Genomic DNA, 17,109 nt, shown 5'->3' with positions numbered 1-17,109 from the left:
GCCCCCGTCACCGGATCGAACGGACCGCCGTCCCCGCACGTGCCCGCATCGCACAGCATCACCCGATCGCGTGACACCACGCGCCGGCGGCACCGTCCGCCGGCCCGGCATCACCACCGCGACGGACCCCCGTTCCACCGGGGGCGGTTGTCAGGGGTGGGCGTTATTCTCACAAAGCGCTTGTGACACATGTGTCTTACGACCACGGGGGGTGTCCATGCACGACCGCGACCAGAGCTTTCCTCAGAACTGCCCGGGCGGTCACCCGGGCATGTCGACCGAGGCGGGGATCGACGTCCAGCGACAACTGGAGTCCCTGATCCAGGACTTTCGGACCAGCGATCCCCCGATGCCGGTCATCGTGCTGCACGCCGAGGACCCCGCCGACGACGACCGCGTCACCGAACTCGTCGACGAGCTGCGCGAAGGACAGCAGCGTCACGGCACGCGCCTGGCCGTCGCCCCGACCGAGCCGCAGCCGGGGGACTCGGATCCCACGGCCCGGGCCGCGCGGCTCCTGCGCGATCTCGGCGACTCCAGGAAGTGGGGCGACCGGTCCGCCGCCTACCGGCCCTACACCTTCCCCCGCCTGGGCCTCGTGCGCGCCCTCCAGGAGGCCACCGACGATCCGGAGATGCGCGAGCACTGGCCGACCGCCCCCGCCGGCACCCCGGACGGGAACGCCCAGCGGGAGCAGGCCCAGACGCACCTGCTGCGCATCCTGGCCCGGCAGCGCTGGCGTCCCCGCAGACCCTCGCGCCGGCACCGGCGGATGCTGCTCACCGACGTGCAGCAGTTCCTCCCCATGGGCGTCCTGGGCGCCTTCACCGCGCTGCTCACCCGCCCCGAGTGGTACATCGCCGTTCTGGCGGGCATAGGGCTGATGATCCTGCTCGCCGTCCTGAACCACGTCCCCGGACGCGCTCCCCTCTTCCTGTGGCTGCGCAGGGAGAGCCGGTGGTTCCTGACCACGACGTTCCTCCAGTCCGCCGCCCGTCGCCAGTCGACCAGCGTGCGGCTGCTGCGGCCCGTCCGCTCCTGGAGGGCCATAGCGGCCCGCGCCTACGACGTGGCCGAGGCCATGCGGGAGGGCGGCCCGTTCCCCCTCCAGCTGTACGTGCTGGCGCTCTTCGAGGACCTGCGGGACAACCACCGGCGCGGCAGCTGGGACCTGCGGGGGTTCAAGCGGACGCGTCCGCCGGTGCTGTTCCTGCGCCGGATAGGCCGGGAGAACGGCGGCATCGAACTGATCAGGGCGGTCAGCGACGTCCGCAGCCGGCGCAGCGAACTCGACCCGCTGCTGATCGTGGCGGGCGTGGCGGCGGACGACGCGGCCCTGCTCGACCGGGACGCGGACGGCAATCCGCCGGCCGGCCGGCCGCAGCCCCGGCCCCAGCCCTCGCGCCTCCAGCAGCGGCTGCGGCACTGGTACGACGAATGGGCCGGGAACCTCCGGGCCGACCAGTCGCCGAGCAGGACGAACGCCCTGCCCTGGGTGCTCAGGGTCCCGCTGCCCCGCGGGGAGCTGGTGCAGCTGCGGCAGACGGACTGGCGGTGCGTCAGGGCCAGGCACCGGCCGCCCCTGGCCCGCGTGGTGTGGTCGGCGTACAGCCTGCTCCTCGTCCTCGCCCTCGCCGTCACCGCGGGCGTCGTCCACTCCCGCGAGCTGCACCGGACGTACTGTTCGGCGGGCCTGCTCACCGCCGATCGCGACACCGAACGGCGCCCCGCGCCCGGCGGGGGCACGGAGTGCGTCGGGATAGCCACCGGAGACGTCCGGTTCGGCGCGCACCTCCGGGACGGGGCCGACGGGGAGAGCAGGAGGCTGCGCGAGCTGGAGAAGCTGGTGCGCGCCGAGAACGCCGAGGTGCTGCGCGACCATCCCGACGCCCACGTCACGGTGGTGTACGCGGGCCCGCTGAGCTCCTCCACGGTGGACCCCTCGCTGGTCAAGGGGGCCGAGGAACTGGCCGGCGTGTACCTCGCCCAGCGCGTCGTCAACGAGAACTACACGGTGAAACTGCGCGTGCTGCTCGCCAACGGCGGCGCGGACATGGGGCACCAGCGCGTCACGGCCGACGCGATCGCCGAGTACGCCGACCGCGACCCGACCGTCGTCGGCGTCGTCGGCTTCGGCCGTGACCTGCAGAGCAGCCCCGACGTCACACGCCGGCTCCACGCGGTGGGACTGCCCATCGTCTCCGGCACCAACTCGGCGACCTACCTGCCGAAGGAGTTCTCCAACTGGTTCAGCCTCGCGGCTCCCGACGAACACCAGGCGAACGCGCTCGGTCTCGTCGCCCGGCAGCTGCGCACCCGGGACAGGGCCCCGCGCGCCCTGGTGCTGGCCCGCGACACCGAGGAGTCGCAGGACCGTTACACCAGCGAACAGGCCCTCTACGGCGGGGAGATGCTGCAGCGGGAGGGCTTCCGGCTGCTGCCCCCGCAGCGCTACCGGGTGGCGAACGGCAAGCCCGAACTGCGGCTGCACGCGGAGAGCATCTGCCGGGGGGAGAGCGTCCCCTCGGTGATCTACTTCGCCGGACGGGTCGAGGACATCGGCCCGCTGATGACCCAGCTGAGCACCGAGCCGGGATGCGCGAACCGGGAGATCTCCATCCTCACGGGCGACGACCTGAGCAAGGCCAGGTTCTCCGGCACGGGCGGCCGCGACGGCGTTGCCCCGCGGATCACGCTGTACCACGCGGCCCTGGCGGAGCTGAGACGGGCCGCGTCCGGGACCGCCTTCTACGAGGACGCCGCCAAGCACCTCCCCTGGCTGGAGGACGGGAAGGCCACGTACGACGCCGCCGACTTCGCCAGCGGGCAGACGGCCCTCTCCCACGACGCCACGCGTGCGCTGTACTGGGCGGCCAGCCTCGGGGACGTGCGCCAGAGCCGCGCGGCCACCTGGGTCAACCTCAGAAGCGTCAAGCTCGACGGCATGGCCACCGGGACGATCGACTTCACCGACGCGCCCCTGTACGGCGAACGGCACGGCCACAGCATCGTCCTCAAGCGGGTCCGGAGAACCCCGGAAGGCGTCTCGGAGGCGGAGGTGCTGTGCAGCAGAACGGCCGGCAGCACCGAGCCGCTCGACGTGAAGGAGTGCTCGATCGGGTGAGCGGCGACCGGGACGGGGCCTCCGGTCGCCCGTCCCGGAGAAGCACGAGGACGGCCGCGGGGCACAGGACCGCCCGCGCCCGGCGAGGGCGGGTCCGGGACGAGGGCGTGCGAGGGTCGCCCGCATGACCGAGAAGCAGTGCGCCGGTCTCCTGGCCGGTCTGGACGAGGCGGACCGGGCCCGGCTGGAGCACGCCTACGGCAGCGCCGCGGACGTCCCCGGACGGCTGAGGGACCTGTGCGGCGACGACGAGACCGTCCGCGGCAAGGCCCTGAGCGGGCTGTTCACGAGCATCTTCCACCAGGGCAGCCGCTACGAGGCCTCGCCCCACGCCGTGCCCTTCCTGGCCCGCATCGCGGTGGCGGGTCCGCGGCCGGTCCGGGTGGACGTGCTGTGGCTGCTGACCCGCCTGGCGGTGGACTGGCACGACGAGTACGACCTGCCCCGCGGGATCGACACCGCGGCCTGGCGCGCGGTCGCCGCCGAGCACACCCCGGAGAACCTCCTGCCCTGGTACGACGAGCAGCTGGCCGTCGAGCGGGACGAGGAGCGGTGCCGCCGGCTGGAGGAGATGCGGGAGTACTGCGCGGCCGGGAAGCCCGTCGACGCGCGGGAGGGCGCCCTGCGCTCCTACGACGCGGTCCGGGCCGCCGGCACGGCGGTTGTTACGCTCCCCGGGTGAGGATTCCGGGACCCGAAGAGATCCGTGCGCTGCACGAGAAGTACGCGCCCACCGCCGAGGCGTTCGCGCTCGTCCACACGCACTGCGAGATCGTCTGGAGCATCGCCGAGCAGCTCATGTCGGCCGCGCGCCTCGACGTCGACGCCGAACTGGTCCGGGCCGGCTGCCTCCTCCACGACATCGGCGTCTACCGCCTCTACGGGGACGACGGACGGCTGGACCACGGGAACTACATCCGGCACGGGCTGCTCGGCCAGCAGATCCTCGAAGAGGAGGGCTTCCCCGAGGTCCTGTGCCGGTTCTGCTCCCACCACACCGGAGTGGGGGTCACGAAGGACGACGTCCTGCGCCAGGGCCTCCCGCTGCCTCCCGCCGACTACCTGGCGGTGACGGAGGAGGAGAGGCTGGTGATGTACGCGGACAAGTTCCACAGCAAGTCCCGGCCGTCGGCGTTCCTCTCCCCCGACGAGTACGCCGCCCACGTCCGCCGCTTCGGGGAGGAGAAGGTGACGGCCTTCCAGGCGCTGCGCGCGGAGTTCGGCGACCCCGACCTCACCCGGCCGGTGCCGGAGGGCGGTGTGTCCGTCCGCCCGTGACCGTCGCCGGGCACCGACCGCGGCGGGGACGGAACTTCCGCCGCTGCGGCCGGAGAGGACCGGTGCCGACCGGGGAGGCCGGTGCCGACCGGAGTCAGGTCAGGTCAGGTTCTTCCGCAGGACGTCCCATTCGGTGGAGCACAGCCCGCAGTCCGGCCCGACGAACTCGGCCCGGGCCGCGGGGTCGTCCTTGAGCTGCCACTTCAGCCAGTTCACGCCGACCCGCCCGAACTCGCCGCCGTTCGGCTCCGCGTAGGTGCCGTAGTGCCCGACGTCCAGGTTGCCCATGAAGGCGGGCAGCCCGGCGGGGAGCCGGTCCCAGTCGTCCATGGCGTTCCCGTACGCGATGTCCTCCGGCCCGCCGGCGAAGTAGGCGATCGGCGCGTGCAGGTCGGGCAGTTGCGTCCACTTGTCGAGCAGGCTCATCAGGCCGCTGTTCCACATGACGGTCGTGTCGATGCGCGGGTCGCCGGCCACCTCCATGGTCTCCGGTCCGCCGCACGACTGGCCCATCACCGCGACTTCGGACGTGTCGGTCTTCCCCTTGAACTTGCTGTACGGATCGCTGTTCTCCGCGACGGCCCAGTCGACCGCGTCGGTCAGCATGTCCGAGGAGGTCCGGCCCGAACCACCGGGTTCCCCGTTGGCGACGACCAGGAAGCCGTGGGAGGCGAACTCGGTGAGGATGTTCTCGAACCACGTGCCGTCCGCGCGGCACGCCCCGCTGCCCCAGGCCACGACCGGCAGTTCCTCGTCCGTGGGCAGGGTGTCGGGCCGGTAGACGGTGTGGTCGGGCAGGTCGGACACGGTCTCGTGGCCGGCCGGGTGGGGCCCGTCCCGCCCGCTGCCGCGGCGACCGTGCCCGTGCGGTCCGCGGTGTCCGTCGGGGCCGCTGCCGCCGGTGGGACCGGGGCGAGGAGCACGCCGGCGAGCAGCCCCGCCGCCGCGCCGACGACACGGCGCATCGATCGTCTCGTTCCCATGACACCTCCTGGGTGGGGGTTCCCGTCGCTCCAGCAAGCCAGGGACGGGATCCGGGCGGTGTCACCGGCGGGGCCGGAAGACCGGCGAAAGTACCGATGGCGACGCGTCGGGCTGCGGTCGGTTCCGGTCACGGCACGCGGCGCGCGGGTTCGTGACGGGGCCGCGGTTCACGCGTAGTGGCCGGGGATCACCTCGGTCGCCGACTCGAGGACCTTCTCCACCCGCAGGACCGCACTGCGCACGGCTCCCGACTCCGCGACCAGCACGTCGGGGACGTGGGACTCGTGGAAGCGGAGGTACCCGACGGTGCCCTCGGTCGTCGTGCGCGCGCCGAGCCACAGCACCATCCGGCGCAGGTCGTCGAACTCGTCGGGATGAGCCTCCTGCCGCACGGTCAGCGCCCACTCCGGACCGTCGGAGCACAGTTCCCCGACCAGCGCGCCCCCGATCCGCAGCGCCGGCCCCCGGTCCCTCCAGAGGGGGTACTCGTACCCGTCGTCCTGCCGGCCGCCCTCCTCCCCCAGGTGCCAGCGGAGCAGGGCGAGGTCCCGGGGCGGGAGCGAGCCCGGCAGGTCGAGCGTGAGCTGGAGTTCGTAGATGTCGGCCATGATCAGAAGGCTACGAGTCCCCGTGCAGGTGTTCTTCACGGCGGTCCGGGGAGGACACCGAACACGGCGAGGACCCCGCCCCGTCACGCCCGTCGGTCTACTGTGACGGCATGACGACGAAGTCTCTTCCCCACCTCACTCCGACCGGCACCCGCTGGTGCGGCCGCGCCAAGAAGGTCGGAACCGGATCGTTCTTCGCCCCCGGCCACGACAAGGTGGCGGAGGCGGCACTGCTCGCGGTCGAATACGGTTCCTCCGTCGCCCAGTTGCCGCACGGGCACGGGTACGGCCCCGGGCACTCGGTGAGCACGCGTGCCGTGTCCGAGGGCGTGCGGCGGAAGTGCTCCGCGTGCGACTACGTCGGCGCACCGGCGAGCATCGCCCACCACACGAAGAAGGCGCACGCCGTCCCCGTCGGCGAGCAGGCGCGGGGAGCGGAGCGTTGACCGAACCCGCCTCCGGCCGGCGCGCCGGCCTCGAGAAGGCCGTGCGCACGTACGGCGGCTGCCGGGACACCTCACGCGGCCTGCGCGCCCTGCGCGACGCCGGGCACGATCCGCAGGAGAAGCACACCCGCCGGATCCTGCGCGACCTCGCGGACGAGGGCCTGCTGGTGAAGGTGGAGGACCGGCCCGTCAGCTACCGCCGTGCAGGGGCGGACCAATAGGAGAAACGCCCTCTGCGCATCGCGTCGGATCCGGCAGGTGGACACCAGGCGGGCAGTGGTTGTGCGGTAGGGGCGGTGGTGTGTAATGAAGCTGGTGGGATGCACATGGTGTGTCAGGGGGGAGCCTGATGGAAGGGCTTGAGCCGACCGATCCGCAGCAGGTGAGCCGGTACCGGATCTCCGCGCTGTTGGGCACCGGCGGGATGGGACGGGTCTTCCTGGGGCGTTCGCCCAGCGGGCGTCTGGTCGCGGTGAAGGTCGTACGGCCGGAGTTGGCCGAGGACCCCGGCTTCCGCCGCAGGTTCGCCCGGGAGGTGGCGGCGGCCCGGAAGGTCACCGGCTTCTTCACGGCCGCCGTGGTCGACGCCGACCCCGACGGATCACCCCCGTGGCTGGCCACCGCGTACGTGCCCGGCATGGCCCTGGACCAAGCCGTCGCGGCGCACGGCCCGTGGCCGACCGAGTCGGTGCGCGCGCTGGGTGCGGGCCTGGCAGAAGCCCTTGAGGCCATTCACGCGGCCGGTCTGGTCCACCGGGACCTGAAGCCCTCCAACGTGCTCATCGCTCCCGACGGACCCCGGGTCGTCGACTTCGGAATCTCCGTGGCGACCGAGTCCACCTCGCTCACCCGTGCCGGAACGATCCTGGGCACCCCCGGCTTCATGGCTCCCGAACAGCTCACCGGCGGCTCCGTCACACCGGCCACCGATGTGTTCGCGTTCGGCGCGGTGCTGACGTACGTGGCCACCGGTACCGGCCCCTTCGGCACCGGCTCGGCACAGTCGCTCAACTTCCGTATCGCGTACGAGGAGCCGCGTCTCGACCAGCTCCCCGGACCGGGCCTGGAGATCATCGCCCACTGTCTGGCCAAGGAGCCCGCCGACCGCCCTTCGGTGAACGAACTCATCGGGGAACTCGCCCAGCTGGCAGACCCGAGCGGTTACACACCCACCGAGGTCGTCACCGAGGCCGCCGTCTGGCTGCCCGACCAGGTAGCCCGCGCCCTGCCCGCCACCGTCGGCGCACCCGCCGCACCGGCGCCCCGCACGCCGAAGCCCGATGTCGCGCCCCCAGCCTCCCCGCCGGCCCCGCCGGCCCGATCCAGACGCGGGGCTGCCCCGTCGATCTCCGACCGTCCCACGACGGTCGGCCCCGCCACCACCCCTGCCCAAGCCACCCGCTCCACGCCGGGCGCGGCGGCACGGCCCGAGCCGTCCACCCGACCGGCAACAGCCACGAAGGCCGCAGGCACACGCCCCCGCCCCGCACGGGCCGCGCAGGCACCCGTCGTGACCGCACCGCCCTCGGCGCTCCGGCGCGCTCTGCCCTTCTGGGTAGCCGGAGCGGCCCTGGTGCTCTCCCTGTTCCTGCCCTTCTACTGGGGTACGACCGTCCTGACGAGCCTGTTCGTCCCCTATTGGATGTTCTCGGAGGCGTGGGTGCTCGGCGGCGCATGGCCGTTCGCCCTGGTCGCCGTGTTCGCCGGGGGCACCTGTGCCGCGGTGTTGCTCGCACTGCGCCGCTCGCCCTGGGGACCCGTACCGCGGCGGATCCGGCTCCTGCACCTTCTGAGCACCACGCTCACCACCGCGCTGTTCGCCTTCTGGGTGGGCATCCAGCTCGCCGACTCCAGCGGCCTCTCCTACTTCGGCTCGGGCGCGTGGTTCCTCGCCCTGGGATGCGCGGCGCTGATCCGCAGCGCATTCCGGCTGCGGGTCCCGAAGCGCGTTCCCACGTCCTGACGCCGTCGTCGCGGAACACCGCCCGGTCGCGTGTCCTGCACACCGGGTGGACGTGGCAGTTTCTTCGAGGGTTCCCGCGGTTTACCCGGTCCGGGAAGGGGTCGGTCGAAGCAGCACGACATGCCCCGGGCGAGCGGTGGCCGAGCGGGTGGAAACCGCCCGGCCGCCTTGCGGACTGGTTCCTCAGCCCTTTCCCCGTGGTGCTACGCAGGTCCGTGGAGTGAAGACCCACCTGTTCTTGGTGTGGGTGGCCCCGAGAACTCGTCCGTTCTCCCGCAACCACGGGTAGCGGCTCTGCAGTTCGACGTAGTTGTCGTTGGTGACGACGACCGCACCTGACTCATCGGCGATGGCCACGACCAAGGCGTCGCCCTTCCCCTCCGTACCGGCCGGCGGCTGGAGGATGTCTCCCTTGCTGAGCGCGGCGGTCACGGCAGCTCTCTCCTCCTCGGCGACTTTGTGCCTGAAGGTGGCATCCACGACGACATGGATGTCCGCTCGGGGATATTTGGCTGCCAACGCTTCTCGGGCACCGAGGAGTTGGGTGAAACTCGGTCGGTCCTCCTCCTCGTAGACGCCGGGACGGACGGGCGAGTGCCCGATCCACGCCAGGTTGGAACCGTCGACCACAAGGGTGTGCACTTCTTCGCCCCGGCCGGAGTCACCCGCACCGGAATGGGACGGAACGGGCCGATCCTGCGGGTCGGAGCGGTTGGCGGGCAGGATGTGCGACGACGCGGGGTTCACCGTGAGCAGGTCGTCGAGCTCCTTGCGCACCTCCGGGGTCGGCCCACCGGAACCGAAGCTTTTCACCTCCTCGTCGACGACGACTTCACCCGTGTGCTCCAAGGTGGCCTTCACGTGCAGCAGGCCGTCGGAGTCGTACGTGTACTCCAGGTCGAACCTGGATTCCTCGCGCACGCGCGGTGTCGGGTACTCGAGGGTCAGTTCGGTGAGCTGAACGTTGTCGGAGTCGGCCAGTTCCTTGTCCGGGTCGCCCTCCCAGATCTCCACCGTGAGCTTGCGCTCGTAGTCGCGGGTGGGCGTGTAGCTCTTCCGCTCGCTCCAGGGCAACGGCGAGTTCCTGGGGATGATCTCGCTGAACTGCCGACGCCCGTCGGGCTTCTTGGTCACGGTCCCCAGTGCGTGGCTGTTGGCCACCTGGATGACGCCGGGCGCCTCCTTCGCCAGGACGGCCGCGGCGATGGCCGCGCCCCGTGCCACGGCGGTCATCGGATCGCACAGGTGGGTCGGGACGGGTTCCGTCTGCAGGGCCTCCGCGACCGCCGCACGGACGCTCGGGATCTGGCTGGTGCCGCCGATCATGAGGACGTCGTCGACGTCGAGCGGGGCCATGTGCAGATCCCGGAGGCACTCCTCCACCGGGGCGAGGGCACGGTCGACGAGGTCCGTGATCGCCTCCTCCAGTTCCCCCTGGAAGATCTCCACCTCCCTGTCGTCCGGCGTACGGATCTTCACGGAGGGCTGGGAGGACAGCAGGATCTTGCTGCGCTCGACGTCGAGCCGGAACTGACGCTCCTGCGCCGGCGTCCATGCGCGCCGTGCCGGCGCCCTCTCCAGAACCAGTCCGCGCAACCGCCGGTCGATCTCGAGACCGCCGAGCTCCGTGACGCCCCGCGAGGCGCGCTCCTCGAAGAACCCGTCCACGTAGTCGAGGACGGTGACGTCGATGGTCCCTCCGCCCCAGTCGAACACGAGGATCTGCATGTCCTCGCGCATGTCGTGCGCGTACGACATGGCGGCGGCCGTCGGCTCGTTGAGGAGCGCCTGGACGTCGATACCGGCGAAACGGGCCGCGGCGCGCGTCCGGTACCGGGCAGCACCGGTGGCGTTCGCGGGCACCGTGATCACGGCCCGGTCGATCTCGGTGAGGTTGTGCCGCGCACCGTCCTTCATGGCGGTGAAGACACCGGCCGCCACGGTGGTGGCCGCGAAGCGGCGGTCCTGCACGTTGACGTACTCGTCGCTCTTGAGGAGACGCTTGCACGCCTCGGCGGCCTCCTCGGAGCGCAGTTTCGCCTCCCATCCGAAGAGGGGACCGCTGCGCAGCGAACTCATCCCGACCACCGAGGGGAAGAGCAGGTCGAAACCGGGACGGCGCCAGTCGGCGTCGAGGTGGTGCGCGTCGAGCGGCAGCACCTCCACGTCGTCGCCCTGCCACTGGGCCACCACGGAGTTGGTGGTGCCGAAGTCGATTCCGGTGGCGGTCACGGCTTCTCCTCCGTCGTCGTGGCGTCCTGGACACCGGTTTCACCGTCAGCCCGCTGACCCGGGACGAACACGCGGCGCAGCTGGCCGGAGAGGATCAGCTTTCCGGTGGCCTGGTCCACGTAGGCCGGACGAACGACCTCGAAGCCGTCGCCCTCGCCCTCGACCACCACGAAGTGCTCCCGCTCGTCGCTCGACTCGACGACGCGAACCCCGGAGTCGACCAGCGATGTCCGGATGGCGCGGCGCAGACTCATCGCGGACGTTCCGGCCTCCCAACCGGTGACGTCCGTTTCGACCAGCCGTGCCACGTACTGTTCCCGTGTCCTGAACGCCTCGAGAACGGCCTGGCGCAGTGCCGAAGTCACTTCGGCGCTGCTGGGGCGGTGTGCGTCCGGTACCTGTTCCAGCAGTTCCCGGGCCCTCTCGGTGAACTGCGCCAGCAGTTCCGCCGGGTTGAGCAGTTGTTCGGGCCGGTACGTACGGAGTTCCATCTCCGCTTTCCAGGCCCGGGCCTCCCTCCTTGCTTTGAGGCCGGTGGGCTTCTTGGGCGCCATGCTGCTCATGTCGTCGTCCTGTGCTGGTGATCCGGGCGCCGGGGCGCGTTGAGGAGGGTGGGGAGGAGGTCGGCGACCGCTCGGCGGCGAATGGCTTCCGCGTCGCCGGGGTCGTGAGAGGCCGTCTGCCGGGGCATCGGCTCGACCGGTGGTACCAGGGTGGCGGGCGGGTCGTCGGGAAACGCGAACACCGATGCGTCCAGCGGCAGGACGAAGAAGTCCGACCAGTCTTCACGCTGTTCGGCCTGTTGGATGCGGCGCATGGCCCGGTTGAGCCGGGCCGCTTCCTCGCGGTCGTCGGCGAATTCGCGCCGAAGGTCCCGGTACCGCTGTTTCCAGACGGCCGACTGGTTGGGCAGGCCGAGTTCCAGGTACGGGTTGGAGGGATGCGGCCGGTCGTTGCGCGGCATGGCCTGCCGTCGTGTGACGAGGGCCAGGTTGGACTCCGCTGCCGGCTGGAGGGGGAGGACACGGGTCAGGGCGGTGAGCGCACTGTCCAGGTCCTCGTCCAGGAGCGCCAGGTAGGCGGACATGTTGCGCGCCTCGGCGTTCTGCAGTGGGTCCCCGCCTGCGTGTTCCAGGAACTTGTTCACCTGGGCCCTGGCCCTCTTGAAGTCGCCTGCGCAGATGGAGTCGTAGGCATGGCGCAGCGCCGCCAGGGCGTGGAAGGCACTGCGCCGGGGCTGGACGGCGGCCTTCGGCTCCCACAGAGCCGACATGAGCCGCCACAGCCCGCGGTCGGCCAGCACATCCGGCTCCCAGTTTCCGGTGAGGGCCCCGTCCTTGACATGGCGCAGCTTCAGCACGAGGGTGCGCGGGAGGGCGTACTCGAGTTCCTTGAGGACGGTCGTATCGCCCTCCGCGGCCCGCTGGAGCAGGTCGTAGAGGTCTCCTTCCTCACCCTCCTCGTACTCTCCGTCGAGGAACCGCTGCCGTTGCAGGAACTGCTGCCACCCGAGCGCCTCGGCGGTGTCCCGGTCCGCCAGTTCGGGCGCGAGCCGGGCCTTCAGGTAGTCCCGTTCTCGCCGGTCCGAGCGCAGCCTCCAGGGCTCGTCGTCCCGGGTGATCAGCTCGGCGTCGATCAGGTCGTCGACGACCCCGAGGGGCGCCCAGGGCAGGGCCCGGGTGCGCAGGTTGCGCGGCAGTGCGGTGAGTTCGTCGTAGCGGAGGGCGTACTGCAGGGCGAAGGCCCCCGAGACGTCCTCGGACACCGAGGGGCGGGTCTCCCGCGGCAGCACGGTGGGCGCGGAGCCCATGAGGTGCTCGAGCCGCACCTGACCGTGCGGTGTCAGCCAGGGCAGCCCGCACTCGTGGATCAGGGTCATGGCCGCCACCGTGTCACCGGCCGCACGGTTCTCCAGGACGGCGCGGACGGCGGAGGGCAACTGCGCGACCGGGTCGCCCTCAAGGCACTGGCGCAGTGTGCCCAGTGCCCATTCGGGCTCTTCTCCCGCACCGGAGGGAGTCCGGGCGAGGTCGGTCAGAAACCGTTCCACGCGTTGCACCGCGTCCGCGCCGAACACACCGGCCCTGCGCCATCTGCGCAGGGCGAACCCGTCCGGGCCGGTCGTCCCCGGGGCGGCGGTGTCCGGCCGGGTGCGCCGTGCGCGGCGCCGCTCACGCCATGCCTCGACCATCTCCGACCGGGACATCGAGGCGTCCAGCTCAGGGCCGGTGTCCGGCCGTTCCTCATGTGTCATCTGTTCTCACATCACTTGCCCGGGACGTTTCGCCCCTCGACGGACACGAGTCCGCCGTCCGGTACTTCCCCGCTTCTCGACCGGCGTCGCCACCGGCGTCACGACACGGCGTACTCGTCCGGCGACGTGTGCCGGATGTGCCGTGCGCCGGGTCCGGCCCACGCGTCACCGTCCCGCCAGGCCAGGTCCACGCTGAATGCACGGTCGCAGGCGCCGACGGCCCACGGCTCGGCCGGTGGCTCCCGGAGCACGACGACCAGGTACTCGGCGGGCTCCTGGGGGTGCAGGCTGGAGGCCTCCAGCAGGTGCAGGGCCGCCTCGCGGATCCGCCCGTACGTCGGCGCGCCGTCGGCCAGCACCTCGAAGAGGGCGGTGCCGTCTGGCCCGTGGATCCACGCGTCGACGTGCGCGGTGTCCCCCACGTCCTCGAAGCCCTCGTAGAGGTCGGCCAGCAGCCTGTGCCGCAGGCTCTCGTGCACACGGTCGGCCCGAGCCGATCGTTCGCGCTCCGCGACCATGTCGGCCAGGCCGGGATCACCGCTCGGCGCCGTGACGCCGCTCGCGGCCTCTTCCCTGATGCCGGTCGTCGGCATGTCCTCCCCTTCACGTGCGGGATCGTCGGCTTCCCGTGCCTCGAATCCCCGGTAGATCTCGCTCCCGGCTCTGCGGACCGTCGTCAGTACCCGGCCGTCAGACCGCAGCCACCACTGGTGGCGCTCGCCCTCGACGACCAGGCGGTTCCCCACCCGCTCGATCCGGCCCGTCGAGAGGTCTGCCGCGAGTTCTTCCCGGAGCCTTCGCATGAACGCGTCATCCGGCAAGTGTCCGGACGGGGAGAGCCGCTCGAAGGTGATGCAGGCGCCCTGAGTGGCGTGGAGTTCGTCCGGGTTCACCGCGCGCACGGCGGCGTCGTCGGCCAGGGCCGCGCCCGGCTCGGCCTCCGGAGGTGTGAGAGCCGATCGCCGCTCCCCCCGCGCCTGCTGTCCCACTCGCGAGGGGACTCCTGCGGCCACCTGCGCGTAGCTGCGTTCCGGGTGACCCGTGACGTACGCCTTCACGGCTCGCGCGTCGGCGTCGAGTACGAGGCGGTAGCCCTCCAGGTCCAGGAGCCACCCGTCCGGGGAACGGAAGTGGCGGCCTCCGGCCAGGAACGGGGCGAGCATCGCGTGGAGTTCCACGGCCGCCTCACCGAGACTGCCCCGGTGCCGGACCACGAAGGCGCCGCACGCGGCCGAGGTGATGCGGATGTCGGCGATCTGTTCGGGTGTGAGTTCGAGCCGTGTCTCCGTCACCTCGTCCCTGGGCACGCCGAGGTAGTCGCTCCGGCCGAGGGGCGCGGGCTCCGCCGTGCGGAACCCTCCGCATCCCGGCTGCCGGCACCATCCGTCCGCCTGCCGTGTCTCGTTGGCGCACCGTGTGCCGTCCGACCGGTACCGGGTGCACAGGCCGGACGTCCCCTGCGGGCTCTTCCTCCTGCTGACCTGCGCCAGGAACTGCTTGGGGGTGGGCACGGGGTTCACCGGCCCGCCGATCCACCGGGGCAGGGGCCGCCGGTGCACCACCGTCAGGGACTGGGTGCACCGGGTGAGGGCCACGTACAGGCGACGGGGTCCGGCCGGGTCGTCCGCGACGATCGCCGCCGGTTCGGCCACGACGACGTGGTCGAACTCGAGTCCCTTGGCTTCCTCGGCGGTGAGCACCGAGACCGACTCCTGCTCGGAGACGGCGGCGGCCACGGTCTCCTTCCACGAAGCCGTGTCGGGGACGATCACCACGGTGGTCCGGTCCCGGTCCGCGCCGTTCGGGCCCGTCGCGAGGGTCAGCGCGCGCTCGACGGCACGCTGTGCCGGGTCGTCGCCCCGCACGACGTCCACCTCGGTGCCCGTCCGCCGTACGGAGTCGGGGACCCCGACCCCTGGTGCGCAGTGCGCGCCGAGGGGCCGCACGTAGTCCATGACCTCACCGGGCACGCGGAATCCGGTCAGCAGTTCCGTCACGCGCCAGCCGTCCCTGCCGGTGAGCGTCGTGCCGAGCTCCTCCCAGTCCTGGTAGGGGAAGGGGCCGGTCGCCTGGGCGAGGTCTCCCAGGATGGTCATGGATCCGCCGGGGCAGCGGCGCGACAGCGAGCGCGCCTGCATCGGCGTGAGGTCCTGCGCCTCGTCCACGACGACATGGCCGTAGGTCCGCTCGGGGCGCCCGGACAGCAGGTACTCCAGCTCGTCCAGGCAGACCAGGTCCTCGAGGCTGTGCTCCCCGGTCGTCCGGGCACGGGGGTGGCCGTCCTCCTGGGCCACGAGGGCCGCCTGCTCCGCGGGAGTCAGGATCCCCTCGGCCGCCGCGGCCAGGGCCGCGCCGCCGGAGAGGAGCCGGCGCAGCACGTCGCGGGCCGAGAGCTCGGGGGCGACGCGGCGCAGCAGCCGGGTGACGGGACGCAGCTGCCGTATCTCCGCGAAGTAGTCGGTGTCGGCCGGTCCCGGGAGCAAGCCGACGTAGGCCTGGGTGAGGTGGTGCACGAGCCGCTGGACACAGCGTTCCCGGCGCACGCGGTAGGGACTGTCGCCGGCGAGGGCGTCCGCCGCGACGGCCGCGATCTCCGCGACGGGCACGACGACTTCCCGGCGGCGGAGTTCGAAGACGAACTCCGGACCGCCGACGAGTGCTTCGAGGCGTTCGGCCGCCGTGGTGGTGTGGTGGTCGACGGCGCGCTGCAGGACGCGGGCCATCCGCGCGTCGGACTTCACGACGGCGACCTCGTGCCGGTCACGGCGGGCCCTCCCGCCCGACCACAGCGCGGGCAGTTCGAGCATGGTCACGCCCCTGCTGCCCAGCTCGACCAGGGCCCTGCCCGCGTAGTCCAGGAACCCGCGGCTCGGTCCGACCACCAGGATGTCGTCCGGTGTCACGTGCCGGTTGTCGAGCAGCCAGCTCACGCGGTGCATGCCCACGGCGGTCTTTCCGGTGCCCGGGCCGCCCTGGACGACCAGCACGCCCCGGGGCTGCTCCGAGACGAGTCGGAGCTGGTCCCGCTGGATCGTCTCGACGATGTCGTGCATGGCGCCGTCGCGCGCCCGGTCCAGCTCGTCGAGCAGCGGGTCGTTCCACTCCGGCCCCTCGGCCTCTTCGGCCTCCCCGGGACCGTGGACCTGCCCGCCGTGTTCGGTGGTCCCGCCCTCGGCGCCCGACTCCGCGGTCCGCTCCCGCTCCCCCCGCGCGGTCGGGGACGACGGGCTCGCACCGTCCGTCCCGTGCAGGTCGAAGTACCGCTGGACGACCCGTTCGTCGCAGACGATCCGGCGCAGCAGGCGCACGTCTCCCGGTTCCTGCTCGCTGGTGAGCCTCCACTTGATCGCGGCGGGGGCGTTCCAGGAGATGACGGCGGGGTTGTGCTCCTCGTCGAACACGGCTCGCCGTCCGATGTACACCGTCTCGCGGCCGGTCCCCTCGTCGACGTCGGCCCGCATGAACACGAGGGCGTTGCGACCGAGGTCGAGGCGGTCCAGTTCGCGCTGCCACGTCCGGTTGACGTCGATCGCGTCCTTGCCGCTGGCGGCGGCGGCCACTCCTTTGAGCCGCTCGGCCTCACGCCGTGTGCGTTCCAGGCAGCGGTAGGCGTGGTCGACCGCCCGCTGTTCCACAGCAAGCACATCGACCCGTCGTGCGCGCTTCGGCATGCCGTCCGTTCTGCCTTTCTCCCACCGCTGTGCTCCGCCGGTTCCGGAACAGACATCGGACGTCGGCTCATACTTCGACTTCGCCGAACCCCGTCTGGTTGTTGTGATGCTCGTCACCTCGTGGAACGCCGGGGCTCAGTCGGCCCTCTTCCACTCTTCGCACCGATCGACCCTGAAGCGCTCGCCGCCGTTGACCGCCACCCACCCCTCCCCGTCGGGGTTGCCGCGGGCGATGGTCGATCCGAGCTCACCGCCGCCGCTCCTGCTCCTCTCCCAGCAGCGGCCTCACTCGTCTCGGGCCCGACCGTCGGCCCGGCGACATGTAGGCACCGGCGGGCGGACGGCGATGGACGCGACGGCCTCCTCACGGAAGCCAGCGACTCCCTTCCGGAAGCATCAACAGAGAAGCATGACCATGGAAGCATCGTCAACGGATTGACAACCCCGATGGGCACGGTAGGTTGTTGACCGTTCGCCCCAAGAGACCCAGGACCCCCGCCGTGCTCTATGGGGCGATGCCCCTTTCGCCCTTCGCGTCCCCGTCCCTGA

12 protein-coding genes are annotated in these 17,109 nt (G+C 71.7%); 6 read left to right on the top strand and 6 right to left on the bottom strand.

Annotated features, from left to right (window positions below; all coding sequences use genetic code 11):
* Positions 1-271: 271 nt before the first annotated feature.
* The 3 genes from GL259_RS32370 (at position 272) to GL259_RS32360 (ending at position 4,402) form a co-directional block, all read left to right on the top strand.
* On the top strand, positions 272-3,124 hold the full coding sequence (locus tag GL259_RS32370; protein ID WP_159536813.1) for an ABC transporter substrate-binding protein: 2,853 nt from the start codon (positions 272-274) through the stop codon (positions 3,122-3,124).
* A 124-nt stretch (positions 3,125-3,248) separates the two neighbouring features.
* Positions 3,249-3,806 (top strand): hypothetical protein, encoded by a 558-nt coding sequence (locus tag GL259_RS39570; RefSeq protein WP_159536812.1) that lies wholly within the window; start codon positions 3,249-3,251, stop codon positions 3,804-3,806.
* On the top strand, positions 3,803-4,402 hold the full coding sequence (locus tag GL259_RS32360) for an HD domain-containing protein (RefSeq protein ID WP_159536811.1): 600 nt from the start codon (positions 3,803-3,805) through the stop codon (positions 4,400-4,402). The genes GL259_RS39570 and GL259_RS32360 overlap by 4 nt, the downstream gene beginning before the upstream one ends.
* A 99-nt stretch (positions 4,403-4,501) precedes the next feature.
* Here GL259_RS32360 and GL259_RS32355 read toward each other — a convergent pair whose 3' ends face one another.
* Both GL259_RS32355 and GL259_RS32350 read right to left on the bottom strand, forming a co-directional pair.
* Positions 4,502-5,209 (bottom strand): hypothetical protein, encoded by a 708-nt coding sequence (locus GL259_RS32355; protein ID WP_208026544.1) that lies wholly within the window; start codon positions 5,207-5,209, stop codon positions 4,502-4,504.
* A 344-nt stretch (positions 5,210-5,553) separates the two neighbouring features.
* Complete coding sequence (locus GL259_RS32350; RefSeq protein WP_159536810.1) at positions 5,554-5,994, bottom strand: hypothetical protein; 441 nt, start codon at positions 5,992-5,994, stop codon at positions 5,554-5,556.
* Positions 5,995-6,104: 110 nt separating this feature from the next.
* Here GL259_RS32350 and GL259_RS32345 point away from each other — a divergent pair, with 110 nt between their 5' ends.
* From GL259_RS32345 to GL259_RS32335, 3 genes are all read left to right on the top strand, one after another.
* Positions 6,105-6,440 (top strand): hypothetical protein, encoded by a 336-nt coding sequence (locus tag GL259_RS32345; RefSeq protein ID WP_243762451.1) that lies wholly within the window; start codon positions 6,105-6,107, stop codon positions 6,438-6,440.
* Positions 6,437-6,661 (top strand): hypothetical protein, encoded by a 225-nt coding sequence (locus GL259_RS32340; protein WP_243762450.1) that lies wholly within the window; start codon positions 6,437-6,439, stop codon positions 6,659-6,661. The genes GL259_RS32345 and GL259_RS32340 overlap by 4 nt, the downstream gene beginning before the upstream one ends.
* 128 nt (positions 6,662-6,789) lie before the next feature.
* Complete coding sequence (locus GL259_RS32335) at positions 6,790-8,403, top strand: serine/threonine-protein kinase (RefSeq protein WP_159536809.1); 1,614 nt, start codon at positions 6,790-6,792, stop codon at positions 8,401-8,403.
* A 183-nt stretch (positions 8,404-8,586) separates the two neighbouring features.
* Here the strand turns inward: GL259_RS32335 and GL259_RS32330 are convergent, their stop codons facing one another.
* The 4 genes from GL259_RS32330 to GL259_RS32315 all read right to left on the bottom strand — a co-directional run bounded on the left by GL259_RS32330 (position 8,587) and on the right by GL259_RS32315 (position 16,560).
* Positions 8,587-10,635 carry an Hsp70 family protein gene (locus GL259_RS32330; protein ID WP_159536808.1) on the bottom strand — a complete coding sequence of 683 codons (2,049 nt, stop codon included), beginning with the start codon at positions 10,633-10,635 and terminating at the stop codon, positions 8,587-8,589.
* Entirely contained in the window at positions 10,632-11,198 is a 567-nt protein-coding gene (locus GL259_RS32325) for a hypothetical protein (protein ID WP_159536807.1), read from the bottom strand. The genes GL259_RS32330 and GL259_RS32325 overlap by 4 nt, the downstream gene beginning before the upstream one ends.
* Positions 11,195-12,889, bottom strand: a complete 1,695-nt coding sequence (locus GL259_RS32320; protein WP_159536806.1) for a hypothetical protein — start codon at positions 12,887-12,889, stop codon at positions 11,195-11,197. Before GL259_RS32320 ends, GL259_RS32325 begins: the two co-directional genes overlap by 4 nt.
* 98 nt (positions 12,890-12,987) lie before the next feature.
* Entirely contained in the window at positions 12,988-16,560 is a 3,573-nt protein-coding gene (locus GL259_RS32315) for a UvrD-helicase domain-containing protein (protein WP_159536805.1), read from the bottom strand.
* Between the last annotated feature and the right edge of the window lie 549 nt (positions 16,561-17,109).

Source organism: Streptomyces sp. Tu 3180, assembly GCF_009852415.1.
GTDB lineage: Bacteria > Actinomycetota > Actinomycetes > Streptomycetales > Streptomycetaceae > Streptomyces.
The sequence above is the reverse complement of the archived record's forward strand: the minus strand, read 5'-3'. Positions and strand labels throughout refer to the sequence as shown.